The organism is Acidovorax temperans, assembly GCF_006716905.1.
Classification (GTDB): Bacteria; Pseudomonadota; Gammaproteobacteria; order Burkholderiales; family Burkholderiaceae_C; genus Acidovorax; species Acidovorax temperans.
The window spans coordinates 421,991-441,247 of sequence record NZ_VFPV01000003.1; the positions used below are offsets into that span (position 1 = coordinate 421,991).

Annotated in this window: 22 protein-coding genes; 15 read left to right on the forward strand and 7 right to left on the reverse strand. The window is 62.7% G+C overall.

Going from position 1 to position 19,257, the window contains the following annotated elements:
* Positions 1–31: 31 nt before the first annotated feature.
* The 5 genes from BDD18_RS16865 to BDD18_RS16885 form a co-directional block, all read right to left on the reverse strand.
* Positions 32–928, reverse strand: coding sequence for a DUF3014 domain-containing protein (locus BDD18_RS16865; protein WP_142084569.1), 897 nt, complete (start codon positions 926–928; stop codon positions 32–34).
* A 155-nt stretch (positions 929–1,083) separates the two neighbouring features.
* The gene (locus BDD18_RS16870) at positions 1,084–1,755 is read right to left on the reverse strand and encodes an alpha/beta hydrolase (protein ID WP_066786722.1); all 672 of its coding nucleotides are present in this window, start codon (positions 1,753–1,755) and stop codon (positions 1,084–1,086) included.
* Between the two features lie 83 nt (positions 1,756–1,838).
* The gene (locus tag BDD18_RS16875; protein WP_066698507.1) at positions 1,839–2,672 is read right to left on the reverse strand and encodes a DODA-type extradiol aromatic ring-opening family dioxygenase; all 834 of its coding nucleotides are present in this window, start codon (positions 2,670–2,672) and stop codon (positions 1,839–1,841) included.
* 151 nt (positions 2,673–2,823) lie between these two features.
* The gene (gene arfB, locus BDD18_RS16880) at positions 2,824–3,243 is read right to left on the reverse strand and encodes an alternative ribosome rescue aminoacyl-tRNA hydrolase ArfB (RefSeq protein WP_142084571.1); all 420 of its coding nucleotides are present in this window, start codon (positions 3,241–3,243) and stop codon (positions 2,824–2,826) included.
* 224 nt (positions 3,244–3,467) lie between these two features.
* Positions 3,468–3,824: a hypothetical protein gene (locus BDD18_RS16885; protein WP_142084573.1), complete on the reverse strand. Its 357-nt coding sequence runs from the start codon at positions 3,822–3,824 to the stop codon at positions 3,468–3,470.
* A gap of 173 nt (positions 3,825–3,997) precedes the next feature.
* Between BDD18_RS16885 and BDD18_RS16890 the strand changes: the two genes are divergently transcribed.
* The 9 genes from BDD18_RS16890 (at position 3,998) to BDD18_RS16930 (ending at position 11,829) form a co-directional block, all read left to right on the forward strand.
* Positions 3,998–5,866, forward strand: a complete 1,869-nt coding sequence (locus BDD18_RS16890; protein ID WP_142084575.1) for a glutamine--tRNA ligase/YqeY domain fusion protein — start codon at positions 3,998–4,000, stop codon at positions 5,864–5,866.
* Between the two features lie 51 nt (positions 5,867–5,917).
* Complete coding sequence (locus BDD18_RS16895) at positions 5,918–6,691, forward strand: P-loop ATPase, Sll1717 family (protein WP_142084577.1); 774 nt, start codon at positions 5,918–5,920, stop codon at positions 6,689–6,691.
* A gap of 80 nt (positions 6,692–6,771) precedes the next feature.
* Complete coding sequence (locus BDD18_RS16900) at positions 6,772–7,884, forward strand: IS5 family transposase (RefSeq protein WP_125958936.1); 1,113 nt, start codon at positions 6,772–6,774, stop codon at positions 7,882–7,884.
* A gap of 116 nt (positions 7,885–8,000) precedes the next feature.
* Positions 8,001–8,777 carry a P-loop ATPase, Sll1717 family gene (locus BDD18_RS22970; RefSeq protein ID WP_420837337.1) on the forward strand — a complete coding sequence of 259 codons (777 nt, stop codon included), beginning with the start codon at positions 8,001–8,003 and terminating at the stop codon, positions 8,775–8,777.
* Between the two features lie 229 nt (positions 8,778–9,006).
* Positions 9,007–9,243 carry a hypothetical protein gene (locus BDD18_RS22140; RefSeq protein WP_170207413.1) on the forward strand — a complete coding sequence of 79 codons (237 nt, stop codon included), beginning with the start codon at positions 9,007–9,009 and terminating at the stop codon, positions 9,241–9,243.
* Between the two features lie 51 nt (positions 9,244–9,294).
* Positions 9,295–9,528: an addiction module protein gene (locus tag BDD18_RS16915; RefSeq protein WP_142084580.1), complete on the forward strand. Its 234-nt coding sequence runs from the start codon at positions 9,295–9,297 to the stop codon at positions 9,526–9,528.
* Positions 9,525–9,818, forward strand: a complete 294-nt coding sequence (locus tag BDD18_RS16920) for a type II toxin-antitoxin system RelE/ParE family toxin (RefSeq protein WP_142084582.1) — start codon at positions 9,525–9,527, stop codon at positions 9,816–9,818. The genes BDD18_RS16915 and BDD18_RS16920 overlap by 4 nt, the downstream gene beginning before the upstream one ends.
* A 111-nt stretch (positions 9,819–9,929) precedes the next feature.
* On the forward strand, positions 9,930–10,241 hold the full coding sequence (locus BDD18_RS16925) for a hypothetical protein (RefSeq protein WP_142084584.1): 312 nt from the start codon (positions 9,930–9,932) through the stop codon (positions 10,239–10,241).
* Positions 10,242–10,839: 598 nt separating this feature from the next.
* Positions 10,840–11,829, forward strand: a complete 990-nt coding sequence (locus BDD18_RS16930) for a restriction endonuclease (RefSeq protein WP_244939126.1) — start codon at positions 10,840–10,842, stop codon at positions 11,827–11,829.
* 62 nt (positions 11,830–11,891) lie between these two features.
* Here the strand turns inward: BDD18_RS16930 and BDD18_RS16935 are convergent, their stop codons facing one another.
* Positions 11,892–12,836 (reverse strand): M14 family metallopeptidase, encoded by a 945-nt coding sequence (locus tag BDD18_RS16935; RefSeq protein WP_142084586.1) that lies wholly within the window; start codon positions 12,834–12,836, stop codon positions 11,892–11,894.
* 188 nt (positions 12,837–13,024) lie between these two features.
* Positions 13,025–13,807 (reverse strand): transporter substrate-binding domain-containing protein, encoded by a 783-nt coding sequence (locus tag BDD18_RS16940; protein ID WP_142084588.1) that lies wholly within the window; start codon positions 13,805–13,807, stop codon positions 13,025–13,027.
* Positions 13,808–14,034: 227 nt separating this feature from the next.
* Here BDD18_RS16940 and katG point away from each other — a divergent pair, with 227 nt between their 5' ends.
* The 6 genes from katG to BDD18_RS16970 all read left to right on the forward strand — a co-directional run bounded on the left by katG (position 14,035) and on the right by BDD18_RS16970 (position 19,184).
* On the forward strand, positions 14,035–16,260 hold the full coding sequence (katG, locus tag BDD18_RS16945) for a catalase/peroxidase HPI (RefSeq protein ID WP_142084591.1): 2,226 nt from the start codon (positions 14,035–14,037) through the stop codon (positions 16,258–16,260).
* Positions 16,261–16,415: 155 nt separating this feature from the next.
* Complete coding sequence (locus BDD18_RS16950; protein WP_142084593.1) at positions 16,416–16,736, forward strand: DUF2322 family protein; 321 nt, start codon at positions 16,416–16,418, stop codon at positions 16,734–16,736.
* 193 nt (positions 16,737–16,929) lie between these two features.
* Positions 16,930–17,178, forward strand: coding sequence for a hypothetical protein (locus tag BDD18_RS16955; protein WP_044400959.1), 249 nt, complete (start codon positions 16,930–16,932; stop codon positions 17,176–17,178).
* Between the two features lie 113 nt (positions 17,179–17,291).
* Positions 17,292–18,170 carry a peptidoglycan DD-metalloendopeptidase family protein gene (locus BDD18_RS16960; RefSeq protein WP_142084595.1) on the forward strand — a complete coding sequence of 293 codons (879 nt, stop codon included), beginning with the start codon at positions 17,292–17,294 and terminating at the stop codon, positions 18,168–18,170.
* Positions 18,171–18,250: 80 nt separating this feature from the next.
* The gene (locus BDD18_RS16965; RefSeq protein ID WP_142084597.1) at positions 18,251–18,487 is read left to right on the forward strand and encodes a hypothetical protein; all 237 of its coding nucleotides are present in this window, start codon (positions 18,251–18,253) and stop codon (positions 18,485–18,487) included.
* Positions 18,488–18,512: 25 nt separating this feature from the next.
* Positions 18,513–19,184: a pseudouridine synthase gene (locus BDD18_RS16970; protein ID WP_142084599.1), complete on the forward strand. Its 672-nt coding sequence runs from the start codon at positions 18,513–18,515 to the stop codon at positions 19,182–19,184.
* Positions 19,185–19,257: the final 73 nt, after the last annotated feature.

The window sequence follows — 19,257 nt, forward strand, 5'->3', positions numbered from 1 at the left end:
CAAGCTGCGCGGCAGCCACCGCTCCAACCCTTCAGCGTTGCGGGAGTTGCAGCGCGCTGGTGGCCACACGCTTGCGCAGCTCGCGAATCAGCGCCTTGGCCCGCGCCTCGTTGGCGGGCCCCATGCGCACCAGAATTTTCTGCCCGCTCGAGAGCGATTCCAGCGCCGGGTCCACCAGTTCATACCGCACCCACGGGCGCAGGTTGGGCACATCGGTGTTCACTGGCGTCAGCTTTACGCGCAGCGGGCCCTGCAGCTCGGGCGCCAGCAGCAGGTGGTCCAGCACGGCCACCAGGCGGTCGTTGAAGTACTGCTTGGGGTAGCCCAGTTCTTCGTGCGCTTGCTGAAACAGCGGGTACAGCCGCGCGTAGAGCGCCACGGCAGAATCCAGCGGCACCGCCTCGGCAAACGTCAAAAAAGCGCTGTAGCGGGCTGCGTTGGCGGCAGAGATCGTGGTGCCAGCGTCCCCTTGGTCATCCACCACAAAGCGCTGCGGCATGGGCTGCACCGGCCACATGCGCGAGGGTGCATGGGCGCGGGCCAGGTTGTCCACGGTGGCGACCACACGGCGAACGAAGCCATCGCTCACCAAAAACGACGCCAGTTTGTCGCGGCCTAGCAGTTCGGCCAGCAGGGCCGTGACCCGTTGGTCAGACTCGGCCAGCGCAGGCAAGGCAGGGTCTGCCGGTGCCAGGGCGTCCACAGGATTCTGGGGGCCAGATGCCTCGTGCATGGGCGGCGGGGCCACTGGGGCCTCTGGCGCTGCAGCCACAGGGGGCGGCGCCACGGTGGCCTGTTCAGGGCGCAGCCAGTACCACCAGACAGCTGCGGCCGCTACCGCGCAGGCCAGCGCGGCCGCAATGACCCGGGGGGTGGACGATGCGCGCTCCGGCGCGGGGCGGAACTCGGGGGTTTCGTGATCGGGCATCAGGTCTCCTCAGGTCAAAACAGGAACAACCCTTGTCCGAGTGGCTGAGGCGCCAGGCGTTCCCCGCCCCTACCGCAGTGGGGCTTGCTGAATTGGAAACCCGCTGGGTGAGGCGCCGGTAACGCGATGTAGACCGCGCCCCGCTCGCCCCACGGCTAGAACGCCATCGGCGTGGTCGAAAGGGACTCCAGCCACGCCACCGTGGCCGCCAGTTCGGATGGCCGGATCTCGTGCGCGCTGGGAAACTCGTGGTACGCCACCGACACAGGCAGCGTAGCCATGTGGTGCGCGATGGCCTGGGCGTGGGCCAGCGGGATCACGTTGTCGTAGGTGCCATGGCTCAGCCACAGTCGCTTGCCGTGCAGTGCATCTGCAGGCGCCGTCAGGGGCACCACCTGTTGCAACAGGCGGCTGTGCCACACCAGCGCAGCGTGCATCAACGCAGGCTGGGTCAGCAGCAGCGACAGCGCCATGATGCCGCCCTGGCTGAAACCGCCCACCACCACCCGCTCAGGCGGAATGCCCAGTTGTTCGCTGGCGGATTGAATCGTCTGCGCCACCAGCGCGCGGCTTTGTGCCTCTTGCGCTTCGTTGATGGTGCGCTCCCCATTAGGCTCGATGGAAAAATCAAACCACGCATGCGAACCCGGCCCCATGCGAAACGGCGCTCGCAGGCTCAGCACATGAAAGCGGTCTGGTATCTGGGGCGCCAGGCTGAACAGGTCTTGCTCGTTGCTGCCCACGCCGTGCATCAGCACCAGCAACCAGGGATGGGGCGTAGTGGCGATGGCGGGGCGTTGCAAAAAGGTCAGTGGCAAATCAAGCATATCCAGTCACCTCAGGCAGGTTGAAAAGTTGGGCGCCAGCACCCGCCAGGCGGGCTCTTGGTGCAGGAGCCAACAGGTGGCGGTCAGTGCACCGGGTGCAGCGAAAAGGCATCCATGGCCAGCATGCTGTACATCACTTCGCGGCTCAGATAGTTTGCCCGCAAATCGTCGCCCGCCGCGCCCAGGGCGAAGAACAAGGGCAGGAAATGGTCGTCCGTAGGGTGGGCGCGGGCAGCGTGTGGGGCCTGGCTGCGGTAGTTCAGCAGGGCCTTCAGGTCGCCGCGAGCCAAGGCGTCTTCAATCCAGCGGCTGAATTCCAGCACATACGGGGCAGGCTCGCGCGCACCGCCAAAGAATTCCGCCAGGTTGTGCGTCATGCTGCCAGAGCCCACCACCAGCACGCCCTGGCTGCGCAGGCTGCGCAAGGCAGCGCCCATGGCATACACCTCTGCCGGGCCCGCGCCCACGGGCAGCGCTACCTGCACCACGGGCACATCGGCTTGCGGCAGCAAGTGCATCATCGGCACCCAGGCACCATGGTCAAAGGGCCGGGCTGCATCGCCCTGCGCGGCAATGCCCGCAGCGCCCAGCAACTCCAGCACTTCAGACGCCAATGCAGGCGAGCCTGGGGCCGGGTACTGCAACTGGTACAGCGCGGGCGGAAAGCCGCCAAAGTCGTGCCACGTAGCGGGCTGCGCACCCGCCATCACCAGGGGTGATCGCGCCATCCAGTGGGGCGACATCACCACCACGCCGCGCAGGCCCGGAAACTGCGCCTTCAGCTCCTGGCCCCAGCGGGTCAGCGCCGGGCCGGTTTCACCTGCCTCCAGCGCAAACAAGGGGGCACCGTGCGACACGAACAGTGCAGGCACGGTTGCGGAAGCGGGGGTAGAAAGAGCGGAAGAATGCGTGGACATGGAACACCTCTTGTGAGTATTCGTACTGTAAAAGAGATCGCCCCGCCGAAAAAGCCGCCGAACAAGGACGGATTGTTCCGCCTATGCTGCGAATCAACCCTCTTCGTGGCACCCCAGCGGTGGTAGCCGCCGCGCGGTGTGCGCGGGCCGCTCAATCCCCGCCGCGCACCCGCCCGCGCAGCGCTTTGGTCTCGCCCCGCTGGCTCTTGCCTGCCAGGCGGCGCTGCTGCGCACCGTATGTGGGCTTGGTGGCGCGGCGCACGCGCGGCGGCGCAGCCACCGATTGCACCAGCGCGTTGAGCCGGGCCATGGCGTCAGCCAGGTTCTGCTCCTGGCTGCGAAACTGCTGCGCCTTGATCACCACCACCCCGTCTTGCGTGATGCGTGAATCGTGCAAGGCCAGAAGGCGCTCTTTCACCGCCTCTGGCAACGCAGAGGCCCGCACATCAAAGCGCAGATGCACTGCGCTTGATACCTTGTTGACGTTCTGCCCACCCGGCCCCTGCGCACGCACGGCGCACCACTCCACCTCTTCAGGCTGAATGGGGCGAACCAACGGGGCAGTAGACATAGGGCGGTGATGATGGTGCAAGCAAGGCTGAGCGCGGCTTCTTCTGGAAACACAAGAAACACGCGGCACCAGAATACCGCGCCTTTTTGCCGCGCCGTTTGCACAGGCCGCAAAAAAGCGCCCTGCCCCAAAGAGGCAAGGCGCTGGGAAGGCGCTTCGGCGGTGACGACGCACGAAGCGCGAGGGGAATGGTGCGCAGCCAGGGCCGCAGGGGCCCCTAACGTTCAGCGCCAGTCACGGTCACCGTGGTGGCGGTGGTGGCGGTGGTGGCGATGCCCGCGATGGCCTTCACGGTAATAGTGGCCGGCGGGCGGCGCGTAGTACACCGCTGGGGGGGGCGCGTAGTACACGCGGGGTGGCGGTGGCGCGTAATAAATGGGGCGTGGCGCCACGTACACCGGCGGGGGAGCCACATAAACGGGGTAACCGTAGCCGTTGCTCACGCCCACCGACACGCCAGGCGAATTCACGCCAATCGACCAATTGACATCACGCGCCTGGGCAGCACCGGCGCCAGTCAGCAGCGCCAGGGCCACGCCGGCCGCTGCGGCCATGGCTTGGATAGAACGGGTTTTCGTCATGGAAATCTCCTTTTTGAGGGGAGGCGGCCCACGGGCGGGGTTGGCCTCTGCCGTGCATAACGCACCAGGTGGCCAAAAGGATGGCACAAAACCGCCGCAATATTGTTTCTGGACGTACACGCGCCAGCAGCCCCTGTGCCATTTGCCACGTAAGCGCCGCCTAAAATGGGCGAATGAGTACCCCCACCCCCGCCAACACACAACCTGCAGCCGCCGCTGCAGCCCCCGAAGCCGTCAAGCCCAGCAACTTTCTGCGCCAGATCATCGAATCTGATCTGGAAAAAGGCACCTATGCCACCCGCCGCTGGGCAGGCAGCCCCGGCGACGCCGCCCACCACGCCAAGGGCGAGCCCGACCCCGCCAAGATCCGCACCCGCTTCCCGCCCGAGCCCAACGGCTACCTGCACGTGGGCCATGCCAAGAGCATCTGCATCAACTTTGGCCTGGCGCGTGACTACGGCGGCGTGTGCCACCTGCGCTTTGACGACACCAACCCCGAAAAAGAAGACACCGAATACGTCAACAGCATCATCGACGCGGTGAAATGGCTCGGTTTTGACTGGGCCCAGCTCGGCCAGCCCCCCGGCAGCGCCGCGCCCTACCAGGCCAGCGACTACTTCGACTTCATGTATCGCGCGGCGGAATACCTGATTGAAGCCGGCCACGCCTACGTGGACGAGCAAACCCCCGAAGAAATGCGCGTGAACCGCGGCGACTTTGGCAAGCCCGGCGTGAACAGCCCCTTCCGCAGCCGCACCCCGGCAGAAAACCTGGCGCGCTTTCGCGAAATGAAGGGTGGCAAGCTGGCCGACGGCGCTGCCGTGCTGCGCGCCAAGATCGACATGGCCTCGCCCAACATCAACATGCGCGACCCGGCCATCTACCGCATTCGCCGCGCCACGCACCACAACACGGGCGACACATGGTGCATTTACCCCATGTACACCTTTGCGCACCCCATTGAAGATGCGCTGGAGCAAATCACCCACTCGTTCTGCACGCTGGAATTTGAAGACCAGCGCCCTTTCTACGACTGGCTGATGGACCGCCTTTGCGAAGGTGGCCTGCTGGCCGCCCCCGCCCCCAAGCAGTACGAATTTGCGCGCCTGAACCTCACCTACGTCATCACCAGCAAGCGCAAGCTGGCCCAACTGGTTCAGGAGGGCAAAGTCAACGGCTGGGACGACCCCCGCATGCCCACCATCGTTGGCCTGCGCCGCCGTGGCTACACGCCCGCCGCCATCCAGATGTTTGCCGAGCGCATTGGCGTCACCAAGTCCGACAGCTGGATCGACTACAGCACCCTGGAAGGCTGCCTGCGCGAAGACCTGGAAGCCAAGGCCCACCGCGGCATGGCCGTGCTCGACCCCGTCAAGCTGGTGCTGACCAACTGGGACGAAGTGATGGGCCCCGGCCACCTGGAGCCCTGCCAACTGCCCGCCCTGCCCCATCCACCCGAAGGTGTGGAAAGCCCCGTGCGCCACTTCACCATCGGCAAGGAAGTGTGGATTGAGCGCGAAGACTTCGCCGAAGTGCCGCCCAAGGGCTACAAGCGCCTTTATCCGCCCCGGCCAGGGGCGGACGGTCAAATGCTGCCCGGCAACACTGTGCGCCTGAAGGGCGGCTACGTCATTGAATGCACAGGCTGCACTAAAGATGCAGATGGAAACATCACCGAAGTGCTGGCCACCGTGGTGCCCGACACCAAGAGCGGCACCCCCGGCGCCGACACCGTGAAGGTGAAAGCCGCCATCACCTGGGTGGGCGTGGCCGACGGCGTGAACGCCGAAGTGCGTATGTACGACCGCCTGTTCAGCGACGCCCACCCCGACGCGGGCGGCAAAAACTTCCTGGAAAGCCTGAACCCAAACAGCCTGAAGGTGGTGACCGCCATCGTGGAACCGTCATTGGCCAATGCCAAACCCGACGACAAGTTTCAGTTTGAACGGCACGGGTACTTTGTGGCGGACCGTATTGACCACAAGGCGGGTAAGCCGGTGTTTAACTTGGCGGTGGGGTTGAAGGATTCTTGGGGTAAGTGACCCTCAAAAATCGGATGACAGTGTGACTTTCAAATCCCGAAGGGAATCCACATGACCAGCATACTTGATTGGATCAACGTAGGTGAAGTTTCTGCCGAGCGAGACAAAAATCTCACTCATTATTTCTATGATGCTGGGGTATCAAAAGAAATTATTGACAATCCAAAACAATATTTACTACTCGGACGCAAAGGCGCTGGTAAAACAGCAGTATTTCTGCATCTAACTAGAAAGCCCAAAGAACTATTCGAAGAGGCTGATATTGTTGTTGGCCTTTCGCTGCAAAGTTACAACTGGCAGGCACATCAACTGTTGATCGACTCACAAAAGGAAGGTGGCTTTCAACATAGGGATTCTTGGCGTTTTGTTTTATCAATTGAATCTATAAGAGCCGTTGTTACACACTTGCAAGATCGTGAACTCAAGATACCCAAAAATTTATCAAAAGCGGCGCAGGTTTTAGAAAGTTTATTTTCTAAACCAGTTCCGTCTTGGACCGATTTGCTCGGAGAAAAGCTATACAACCTAGCTAGCTTTGAGCTTCCAGGACTAGACGCCAGTACAGATGGGATTTCAGCAACAGGCGGAGCAATTTCATTCGAAGATTTAAAGGAAAAGCGCGATCTTCGGACAATAATGAACCGCAACATAAGCGCGCTAACAAACTGGCTAGAATTATGCCTTAAAGAAATCCCCTCAAACATTAGGATTTTTCTCGTTTTTGACCGATTAGATGAAGCATGGACCACCTCATTTATTGAAGAATCCAAAACAATTATCTCTGGCCTGCTGCACGCATCTGAACATGCTCTAGCAGGCTGCTGAAATACTCCCCACCGACAGTCCGCGACAGCCGCCCAGCCGCGACAATCAAGCCCCCCACTGACCAGACAGACGAGCCATCCATGCGCGGAGCCGACACCTTCACCGAGAGCCTGTTCACGATGCGCCATCTCGATGACTTCGTGCCCCTTGATCACCCCCTGCGGGTGATCCGCATCATGGTCAACAAGGCCCTGCAGAAGATGGACGATCTGTTTGCCCAGATGTATGCGGCCGACATCAAGGGCGGGCGCCCCAGCATTGCCCCCGAGAAGCTGCTGCGCGCCATGCTCATCCAGGTGCTCTACAGCGTGCGCTCGGAGCGCCAGCTCATGGAGCAGACCCAGTACAACCTTCTGTTTCGCTGGTTCATTGGCCTGGCCATGGACGATGCCGTTTGGGTGCCCACCGTCTTCAGCAAGAACCGCGAACGCCTGATCGAGCACGATGCGGTCATCGAGTTCTTCAATCAGATCGTGCAACAAGCCCAGGAGCAGGAACTGCTCTCGGGCGAGCACTTCAGCGTGGATGGCACCCTGATCCAGGCCTGGGCGGGCCACAAGAGTTTTGTGCGCAAAGACCGCCAGGGCGACGACGATACCGACGCGGGGAACTTCAAAGACCAAAAGCGCAGCAACGACACCCACGAGTCCACAACGGACGCGGATGCAAGGCTGTACCGCAAGGGCAAGACGGCCAGTGAGTTGCGCTTCATGGGCCACACACTCACCGACAACCGCCACGGGCTGGTGGTCAGCGCCGTGGTCACACAGGCCGACGGATATGCAGAGCGCGAAGCGGCCAAGGCCATGATCAACGATGCGCGACAGGCACTGCCCGGCGATGACCCCATCACGATCACGCTGGGCGCAGACAAGGGTTACGACGCCAGGGAGTTCATCGACGCGCTGCAAGAGATGAACGTGCTGCCCCATGTAGCGCAGAACAAGTCGGGGCGCCAGTCGGCAGTTCCTGACGCGATTGCAAACAGCGAAGGCTACGCCATCTCCCAGCAAAAGAGAAAGCTGATCGAACAAGGCTTTGGCTGGGCCAAGATGATCGGCAGCATCCGGCAAGTGATGGTGCGCGGACTGCAAAAGGTCGACCAGTTGTTTGTGCTGAACATGGCTGCGTACAACCTCACGCGCATGCGCACCTTGGGACAGGTGCGTCTGCAGGGTGCCAGCGGGGTGTAAAGGGCGAAGAAAAGGGCTCAAAAACGAGCAAAACAGGCCCAGACTGCTGAAAAATCAGGCGGTTCCGTCAAAAGCGGGGAGGTGGGCTGGGCTGCGGCGGGGAGTATTTCAGCAGCCTGCTAGAGAAATTCAACGGAAAGATCCGCCCGATCATCTTTTTACGCGAGGATATATTTTGGTCCTTTGACATAAATGACAGGAATAAATTCCGCGAAGATTGCAGTCAGAATCTCCGCTGGAACACAGATTCGATCGAAAAATTAATATTAACACGCATAAATTATTATGCAGATTTGGCAAATCAGCCAAAAATCACTTCACTTCAAGATTTATTCCAAGAAAAAGAGATGCGGAGTCGAACTCCTCCGGTAAGGCACCTCTTCAACCGAACCATGTGCCGCCCTAGGGATATGGTTGCGTTTCTGCGTCGAACTTTCCAAGCAGCAAAAGACGATTTTTTAGTAAACGATCAAGCCACAAAGCTCTCCACAAAGGCTATTTACAGCGCGGAGCCTGGTTATAGCGAGTATCTTTTTGACGAATTGAGCGACGAATGGAGAACTCAAAATCCCGAGTTCTCGGAATATCTCGCCGGCATTGAAAATTTAAAATACACAATCTTTCAATCTTTAGAGTATCAAGCGGAGCTCAAGAAAAAAGAACTTGCAACCGATACGTCAGAGTACAGAAAAATTGCCCGATTTTTATTCGACAATTCAATTCTTGGGATAACAGTTGGAGAATCAAAAACTTGGCGCTATAAGTGTTTTTATCCAAACCAAGGTTTTGACGATACCGGATATTTCAAAGTGCACCCTGGCCTCATCAAAAGACTTGGATTAATCGAAGGATCGACCGGCGAGCAGTCCCAAGCGCCCGCCTCAGAAGAATAGGTATTCCAAATTCAAACCTCACCAAAACCGACGACCGGTCTACCCAGCAAACAACAGCTTAGCTAAGCCGAAACCATGCGCCCCTCAGAAGCTCTTTCGCTGCACCGCTCGCAAATCCGCGAGATCGCGCTTCGCCACCACGTTAACAGCGTTCGGGTGTTTGGCTCGGCGCTGCGTGGAGACGACAAGAGTGAAACAGGGTCAGGTCTTGCCTTTCGCCGAGTAACCCATGAGCAACGTAGCGAACTCGTCAAACTTCGACCCCGCGCAGGCCGCACTGGCCGCCCTGTCACGCGCAGGGTTGCGTGCAGCCGAAGAGGCGCGGCGTGCCAACACCTGTATGGTGGTCGAGGAAGACGGCAAAGTGCTGCACGAGAGTCCGCAGGAATATTTGCGCAAGCGCAGTGAGCAGCCCTTGCTTTCAAGCACAAAGCCCAGCGTCCATGACACGCTCGATGCCCTCTGAGTTTTCCCTCTCGCTACAGTCAAGCCTTCTGCCAACGCCACCGGAGCCGCCATGACCACCACCGCCGAAGCCCTCAGCGCCCAAGCCGCCCTACTGCCGCCCGCAGAGCGCATGCAAGTGGTAGAGCGCATCCTGGACAGCCTGGATCAGCCTGACGCCGCGCTCGATACGCTCTGGGCCCATGAAGCAAGTGACCGGCTGGCCGCCTACCGGCGCGGCGAGATCAAGGCGGTGGCCTTGTCCGATGTGATTGCGAAGTACTCTGCCGCCGCCCAGCGCACATGAACATCCGCTTGCTGGAGCCAGCACAAGCAGAGCTGGACGAAGCCATTGCCTGGTATGCAGAACAAGCGCCAGGGTTGGGTGATGCTTTTTTGGTCGAAACGCTCAAGACCCTGCGGCTTGTAGAGCAGTTTCCCGAAGCGTGGCACCCGCTCTCCCCTGAGATTCGGCGCTGCCGGTTGCGGCGCTTTCCCTACAGCGTGGTCTACACGCGAGATGGCCCAGACATTCTGGTGCTCGCCATCGCGCACCAGCACCGCAAACCCGGCTATTGGAAGCATCGGCGTGGCTGAGCAAAAGCGCCGTTTCGGTGTGGTTGAACTATTATTTTGATAGCTGCTTGCGCTTTCTCATCAAGCGCCAGAGGCATTTTTATTCATAAATTTGCAGAGCCCAGGCCATCAATGACACATCCCTTCACCCCCACCTACGGCCCCGTGCCGCCCGGCCCGCTCGCGGGGCCGCTGCAGTTGCTGCCCGTGAACGCCGATGTGATGGCGGTGCACACCGCCACCGGGGCGCATGTGGGTTCGCTCAAGAAGCTGGGCGGGGTGTGGAAGTTCAAGGCCATGGGCTATGGCGCTGATGGCAGCATGGAGCCGGGCCACGGCCCACTGACGGACCAGCACAACATGGCGTTTTCCACGCCCGATGCGGCCGAGGTGAGTGCACGGCTGCTGGGGGCGCTGGAGGGTGAATCTGGCGCGGGGTGTTGACGGTTGAAAGCCCTCGGCACGCTTTGTGGCGCCGGGGGTTGTGGGCCTGCAGTGAGTGGCCTACGCACCGGGCGCAGCTGGCGCTGAAGCGAATTTGCAAGGGCTCTCCTTGTCGTTCGGCACAGCCCTGAAATTGCTCTCATATTTATAGCTAGCAGCGCTTACTAGCTGAGCGCTACAGGCACTTTTTACTTCAAAAATCTGGTGGCGCAAGCTGCGCACGCTTGGCCAGCAACGCACTTGTGCTGGCTAGCAGGTGTGCGCTCGCGCTTGCCTTCATGGCCGCCCGAAAGAAGGCCGCGTGTCCCCATCGACGTCACGGCTTGAAGCGTTCGGCGAAGGAAAGTTGGATACAACCTCCGCACCTGCTTACAATGTTAACAAAATGTAATTTGATACGGATTGCCGTAGCGGTTGCATGGCAGCAGCGCAGGCGTGGGAGGTGTTTGGCACCCCGCTTTCTGCGCTACGTAACTGATAGCACCCAGCGCTTTCTGCACAAGCCCTAGAAAGCTTTGAGGCGTTGGGATTGCCCCACTTGATGCGGCCTAAAACTGCCGGGCAGGCCGCAGACCATCGTGTTAGCAAGGAGAACGACGTGGCACGCACTTATTCACGATCGGTGGGGCGCAGCAGGCGGCATGAGCGGGCGCGGGGTGCGCTGCGCGAAAAGGGCTGGGCGGCGTGCGTGCTGGGTGTGGCGCTGCTGACAGTGTTCCCGCTGGTGGCTGGCAACACTACCTTCGGTACCGCCGTCAGCCAAGGGCTGCGCCCGGTGGGGTGGACGGCCTTGGGCCTGGGGGTGGTGCTGCTGGCCCTGCACTATGTGTTGAAAGGCAAAGAAGCAAAACTGCGCGCGGTGCCCCCCGCCAACTCGCGCCCGGCAGCGCAAAAGCGCAACGGGCGCGCCACGCTGCAAACCGCCAACAGCGTTGCAAGCCACCCTGCTGCCGATACCCGCAACACGGCGCAACGCACCGAGCCCACGCTGACCGACACGGCGGCCCCCACAGCAACCCCGGCCGGACCCGCGGTGGCATGGAACATGGAAGTGTTTGCCGCGATTGAGTGGCGCCGCTTTGAAGCGGTGTGCGAGGCGCTGTTTGCGCAGGCGGGGTTTGAGACGCATGCCCAATCGCACGGGGCCGATGGTGGCGTGGACATTTGGCTGCACAGCCGCAACAGCCCGGGCCCGGCGGCGGTGGTGCAATGCAAGCACTGGCAGAGCAAACCCGTGGGCGTGCGCGAGCTGCGCGAGTTTTATGGGGTGATGGCATCGCACAAGCTCAAGCGCGGCACGTTTGCCACCACGTCCACCTACACGCCCGAGGCCCTGGCGTTTGCGCGGGCCAACAGCATTCACACGCTGGACGGCGCCGGGCTGCTGCAACTCATCAGCCGCCGCACGCCTGCGCAGCAGCAGGAACTGCTGCAAGTGGCTTATGAGGGAGAGTATTGGCGCCCCACCTGCGCAAGCTGCGGCACCAAGATGGTGGAGCGCAGCCGCAGCAGCGATGGCGGCCTGTTCTGGGGCTGCACCAACTACCCGCGCTGCAAGCGCACGCTGCCCAAGGCCACCGGCGGTTAGCTATTGATTTCATAGCTGGTAGCGCTTGTTGGGCAAGCGCTACAGCCGCTTTTGATTCAAAACTACCGCAGCACAAAATCCATCACCGCGCAGACGGCGGCCACCTGTGCGGCGGTGCATTCCTCGGGTGTGGTGCGGGCGCTGTCGGGGTAGACCTCGGTGGTGGTGGTGTAGCGCGCGCCGGTCGCGCTGGCACACAGGCCCAGGGCTTGCAGGGGGTAGGCAATGATGCCGGGCGCCAGCACGGGCGAGCCGATGATCTGCTGGCGTTCATCTGCCGGGGCGATGTGGGTGACGGCGGTCACGGCCTGCAGCACGGCTTGCTGGAAGGCGGGTTGCAGGTTTTCGGTGTCGTCTACCAAGTAGAAGCCGTCGGGAATGGTGCCGGGCTGAAATGCCTTGCCGTCCCGCGCGGCGAGTGCGGGGCGGTATTCGGATTCGTCGGTGTCGGTGGTTTCGTGCAGGTCAATGTGTGCAGCGAACTGCCCGCGCAGGGGCGCAACCAGGGCCATGAGCGCGGCAGATTCCTGCACCGTGGTGCCGGGGCGGAAGCTGCGGTTGGGGTCGATGGCGTCGTGGTTCCAGCGCTGGATACGCTCCCACCCCCAGGGGCTGACGCAGGGAGCCACCAGCCAGTTCACGCGGCCTGCGTAGCGTTCGCCATGCGCATCCACAAAGCGCAAGGCGCCCAGCACGCCGCTGGTTTCATAACCATGCACTCCGCCGGTGACCAGCACCGTGGGCAGACCTGCTACCCACTGGCGGGGGCGAATGGCGTGAACGGGGTAGCGGTCATCGCCGTAGGCCACTTCGCCGTAGCAGCTGACGTCAAAGCGCGTGCGCAGGCCTTCCACCACCGCCAGCACATCATTGGCATAGCTGCGCTGGCGCACTTGCCGCGCGCGCCACTGGGCTTGCTCGGCAGGCCCCCAGGCCTGGCCGGGGGTGCCGATGGGGTAGGACGACGGGGGGAAAGCCGAGGGGTTGGCGGTGCTGGGTGCAGTCATGGGATGGGGGTTTGCATTCAATCGGATAACCAGGCGGTGCTGCAGCACGGCAAGGCGAACGAACGCGGTTATACGTTGGAAGGCAAAGCCGTATGAAGGCCACGGCGGCCAGGCCGGTGTGGTCACCGGCGCATTGCCGGTGCGCTTATTTTGCAGTGCCTGGCCCCCGCCCCAGCGGCATCAGGGCGTTACTTCAGCCACTTGTCGGCGGCTTGCTTGATGGCGCCACGGCTTTCTATCAAACCCCACACAAAGCCCATCACGCGGGTGTAGTCCGCGTCATCCGTGGGCACCATGAAACCCAGGTAGTTCTTGGGGGTGAGGGGTGCATCCACAAACGCGGCGTGCAGGCGGGTGTCCACGCGGGCGTAGTGCAGGGCTTCGTAGGTTTCGGTGATCATCACATCGCCCTTGCCTTCCGCGATCAGCGCGGGGATTTCGGCGTTCTTGTCGTGGGTGCTGACCTGCGCGGCCTTCAGGTTGGCCAGCACATAGGTTTCGTTGGTACCGCCAGGGTTCTTGATGACGCGCACGCCGGGCTGGTTCATGGCGTCCACGCTGGTGAACTTGGCCTTGTCGGCCGCGCGCACCAGGGCCACTTTGCCGAAGGGTGCGTAGCCGGGCAGCATGTCGAACAGGCGCATGCGGTTCACGTTACGGGTAATGCCGCCCACGGCCACGTCGAACTTGTCGCCCTGCAGGTCTTTGACCAGGTTGGGCCACGAGGTGGGCACGTATTCAATCTTCACACCCAGCTCTTTGGCCATGGTTTCGATCACGTCGATGTCGTGGCCCGAATAACCGCCATCGGTCTTGATGGCAAACGGCCGGTAGTCGCCCGGCGTGCCCACGCGGATGACCTTGGTCTCCATGATCTTGTCGAGCCGGGGGCCAGCCACGGCTGCCTGGGTGAACGACAAGGTAGCCACCACGGCAGCAGCAGCCACTGCCAGGAATTTGTTGGGGGTCATTTTCAAAAAGCTCCAAAAGGGTGAACGTGCAAGCAGAACCAGCGGCACACGGTATGCCAAAGCAAAGGGGGTGCCAATGCGTAGAAACCATTTGCATGCTTATCAATGCCGCGCCGCATAGCCCAGGTGCATACAAGCGATTAGTTTTAACAAATGGCCATCGCACTTCGATTGAAATATCCTTCATTCACTATTGAGCAAGACACCCGTTTCAGAAGGAGAGAACCATGAGCAACGAAGCCAAATGCCCTTTCACCGGCGCGCAAGCCAGCGTGCAAGGCGCAAAGACTGCTACCACCCGCCAATCCAACCGCGACTGGTGGCCCAACCAGCTGAACCTGGGCATCCTGCACCAGCACGCCCCTGCATCCAACCCGCTGGGCGAGGACTTTGACTACGCCGCTGCTTTTGAAAAACTGGATTACGCCGCCCTCAAGGCGGACCTCCAGGCCTTGATGACCGATTCGCAAGACTGGTGGCCCGCCGACTGGGGCCACTACGGCGGCCTGTTCATCCGCATGGCCTGGCACAGTGCCGGCACCTACCGCACCAGCGATGGCCGTGGCGGCGCAGGCACGGGCAACCAGCGTTTTGCCCCGCTGAACAGCTGGCCCGACAACGGCAACCTGGACAAGGCCCGCCGCCTGCTGTGGCCCATCAAGCAAAAGTACGGCAACGCCATCTCGTGGGCCGACCTGATGATCCTGGCGGGCAACGTGGCGCTCGAATCCATGGGCTTCAAGACCTTCGGCTTTGCCGGTGGCCGTGCCGACATCTGGCAGCCTGAAGAAGACATCTATTGGGGTTCGGAAGCCGAATGGCTGGCCACCAGCGACAAGCCGAATAGCCGCTACAGCGGCGAGCGCGACCTGGAACCCCCCCTGGCCGCCGTGCAGATGGGCCTGATCTACGTGAACCCCGAAGGCCCGGACGGCAAGCCCGACCCCGTGGCCAGCGGCCGCGATGTGCGCGAAACCTTTGCCCGCATGGCCATGAACGACGAAGAAACCGTGGCCCTGGTGGCTGGCGGCCACACCTTTGGCAAGGCCCACGGCGCGGGCGACCCCAAGCTGGTGGGCCCCGAACCCGAAGCCGCCCCGCTGGAAGCGCAGGGCCTGGGCTGGATCAACCAGTTTGGCACCGGCAAGGGCGTGCACACCACCACCAGCGGCATTGAAGGCGCCTGGAAGCCCAACCCCACCACCTGGGACAACGGCTACTTCGACATGCTGTTTGGCTACGAGTGGGAGCTGACCAAGAGCCCATCCGGCGCGCACCAGTGGGTGGCCAAGGACGTGAAGCCCGAGCACATGATCCCTGACGCGCACGACCCCAGCAAGAAGCACCCGCCCATGATGACCACGGCCGACCTCTCGCTGCGCATGGACCCAGCGTACGAGAAGATTGCCCGCCGCTTCCACCAGAACCCCGCCGAGTTTGCCGACGCCTTCGCCCGCGCCTGGTTCAAGCTGACCCACCGCGACATGGGCCCCAAGGCCTTGTACAAGGGCCCTGAAGTGCCGGCCGAAGACCTCATCTGGCAAGACCCGCTGCCTGCGGTGGACCACGCATTGATCGACGCCAAGGATGCGGCCGAACTCAAGGCCCAGGTGCTGGCATCGGGCCTGACGGTGGCCGAGCTGGTGTCTACCGCCTGGGCCTCGGCATCCACCTTCCGTGGGTCGGACAAGCGCGGCGGTGCCAACGGTGCACGCATCCGCCTGGCACCGCAAAAGGACTGGGAAGCCAACCAGCCCGCCCAGCTGGCCAAGGTGCTGGGCGTGCTCGAAGGCATCCAGGCTGCATTCAATGCTGCACAAACCGGTGGCAAGAAGGTATCCCTGGCCGACCTGATCGTGCTGGCGGGCAACGCTGGTGTGGAAGCCGCTGCCCAGGCCGCAGGCCAGTCGGTGCAAGTGCCCTTCACCCCCGGCCGCACCGACGCCAGCCAGGCGCAGACCGATGTGGAATCGTTCGCCGTGCTGGAGCCCGTGGCCGACGGCTTCCGCAACTACCAGAAGAAGACGTACAGCGTGCCCGCCGAGGCCTTGCTCATCGACAAAGCACAGTTGCTGACCCTGAGCGCGCCCGAAATGAGCGTGCTGGTGGCAGGCCTGCGTGTCATCGGCACCAACGTGGGTGGCACACAGCACGGAGTGTTCACCCAGCGTGCCGGGCAGTTGACGAACGACTTCTTCACCAACCTGCTGGACATGGGCACCGCCTGGAGCCCCGCATCGCCCGCCAACGAGGTGTATGAAGGCCGCGACCGCCAAACCGGCGCTGTGAAGTGGACAGGCACCCGAGTGGACTTGGTGTTCGGTTCCAACTCGCAACTGCGGGCCATTGCCGAGGTGTACGCCCAGGCCGATGCAATGCCCAAGTTTGTGCGCGACTTTGTGGCCGCATGGACCAAGGTGATGAACCTCGACCGCTTCGACCTGAAGAAGTAAGCGAGCGTTGCGGAGGAACGCGACGCAGGGCGCGAAAGTGGGTTAACTTCACGCCCCTGCGCTGTGGCCTGCCTTTGAGATGGCAGGCCCGTTGGATCACCCCTGGGGCTGGCGCAGCAATGCGCCGGCCCCTTCTTCTTTTGGAACTTGCCCCCATGAACTTCGCTGACCGCCTCAAGCAACTGCCCTCTGCCGCCCACCTCACGTCCCTGCAAGTGCTGGACGCTGGCGGCCAAGTGGTGGCCACCCTCGAAAACAAGCCGGGCCAGGCCGGTTCGCTGGCACTGTATGCCGCGCTGGCCGCGCTGTACGGCGGCCACATCACCCCCGCCGCCGCCAGCCTGGGCCTGGAGTGGTACGCCGAGCACACAGCCGACGCCCACGCCAACCCCGGCAAGCACCCCAACATTGACCGCCTGGTGCAATGGGCCCAGGGCAGCACCAGCTACGAAGTGCGCCTGCAAGCCGCGGCCTGAACCAGTGCGCCAACAACGCTGGCGGCCATACCCTGCACCGTGAACCCAAGCAAGGCGGGTGTGCGCCAGTGCTGGCCCAGCCACGCTTTTTCGCTATTTTATTGATAGCTGCCAGCGCTTATTCACCGTGCCCCAGCACCATTTTTTCTTCAAACTCGGTTACCCTTGGCAGCTTACTCTTTAGGAATGCACCATGAAAAAACTCAACGTCACCATCCAGCTTGAAATGTCCGTGCCCGACGATTGGAGCCTGGTGGAAACGTCTGAAGGCACGCCCGTGCTCCAGTTGCCCGACGGCACGTTCATGGACCTGGCCATCGAACCCCTGTTTGCCACCAACCCCGAAGAGACCTGGAGCAGCACCGACGACGATGAGGTGCTCAACGATGTGCTGGACATGGTGGACAGCGAATCCGTCACCTACGAATTCACCCCCGTCTGACGCGGCGCTGCTAGCCGTCCAGCCAGCCAGCAACTCACTTCAAATTTGATAGCTGCCAGCGCTTATAGAATAAGCGCTGGCAGCTATTTTTCTTTCAAACACCGCCCCCTTCCATGCCGCTCTTGAACCGCCGCCACCTGCTCGCGTCCCTCACCCTGGCATCGTTGCCCGGCATTGGCCTGGCGGCCAAGCAGCGGCCCGCGCCCGCAGGTGTCTGGCCGCGCGCGTTGGCAGTGCCAGGCGGGGTGGCGCGGCTGTCGCTGGGCCCCGCAGCGCAGCGGCCCCGTGTGCAGGTGCGCCAGGGCGATGCGGATGTGCCCGTGCTGGTGGTGGGCGACGCCATCGAGTGGACGGCCGTGCTGGGCATTCCACTGGCCGCACCCACGGGCGACGCCCATGTGACGGTGCTGCCCACAGCGGCCGAAGGGCAGACACGGCAGATTCATTACACCGTGGCCCCCAAACGGTATGCGGAGCAAAAGCTCACCGTCTCGCCCCGCACGGTAGACCTGTCGCCCCAAGACCAGGCCCGCTACGAACGCGAGCGTGACCACCAGGCCCGCGTCATGGCCACTTGGAGCGAACCCGCAGGCGGCGCCCTTCCGTCACTGCACATGCGCCAGCCTACACCGGGGCGGCGCTCCAGCTCGTTTGGCCTGCGGCGGGTGTTCAACGGGCAAGCCCGCAATCCGCACAGCGGCATGGACATCGCCGCCCCCACCGGCACGCCCATCGTGGCGCCGCTGCCGGGCACCGTCATCGACACGGGCGACTATTTCTTCAATGGCGGCACGGTCTGGCTGGACCATGGCCACGGCGTGCTCACCATGTATTGCCACCTGAGCAGCATCGACGTGCAGGTGGGCGACACCCTGAGCGCAGGCGACGCTTTCTGCAAGGTGGGCGCCACCGGCCGCGTGACCGGGCCGCACCTGCACTGGGGCGTGATGCTCAACCGCACCATGGTGGACCCAGCCCTGTTCATGGACTGACCGGGGCTGGAGCACAATCCGCCCCTCAACCGTTGAACGCGGGCGCTGAAGCCCCCACTCACCTTCCTATCGTCCAGCCCATGCTCCCAGCCCCATCGTCTGCACGCCCGTGCCATATCCCAGGGTGTCGCTCCACACTGCCTGCCCTGGCCTGCGCGGCTGCCATGCTGTGCTCAGGTTGTGCTGTGGTAGCTGTGGCCGACGCAGCCGTCACCGTAGTGAGCACCACCGTGAAGGTGGGCGCGACCGTGGTGGGCACCACGGTGGACGTGGGCGCTGCCGGTGTGCGGGCCGTGGTGGGCAAAGACGAGGACTGACGCAGCGCCTTCCGCTGCCCGCGCCATGACCCAACCTACCCCCCGCCCGAAGCTCACCCGCCCTGGCAAACCGGCGGCGCGGGCAACGCGCGACACGGCCCCCGCACGAGCCGGCGCTCGCAGACCGGTAGCCGAACGCATCGCGCCCGAAGACGCGCTGCTGATCTGCTTTTACAAACCCTACGGCGTGCTCAGCCAGTTCACGCCCGAGGGCAAGTGGCAAGGCCTCAAGGATTACATCGACCTGCCCGGCGTGTATGTGGCCGGGCGGCTGGATGCGGACAGCGAGGGCCTGCTACTGCTGACCAACGACGGCAAGCTGCAAGCGCACATTGCAGACCCGCGCTTCAAAATGGAGAAGACTTACTGGGTGCAGGTGGAGGGCACGCCCGACGAAGCCGCCTTGGCCGCCCTGCGCCAGGGCGTGGTGCTGAATGACGGCCCCACCCTGCCCGCCCGCGCACGCCTGTTGAACCCACCGCCCGATGTGGGTGAACGCGTGCCCCCGATCCGTGAGCGCAAGTCCATCCCCACGTCGTGGCTGGAGCTGGTGATCCGCGAGGGTCGCAACCGCCAGGTGCGCCGCATGACGGCAGCGGTGGGCTACCCCACCCTGCGCCTGGTCAGGGCGGCCGTGGGGCCGTATTCACTGGAAGGGCTTGCGCCCGGCCTGTGGAAACAGGTGAGCGCGCGGTAACCAACGCCCAGCCGCTAAGTTGCAGCCACGCTTGCCAGCGTGCGACTGCGGGGTGTGAGGCAACAGTGCTGAA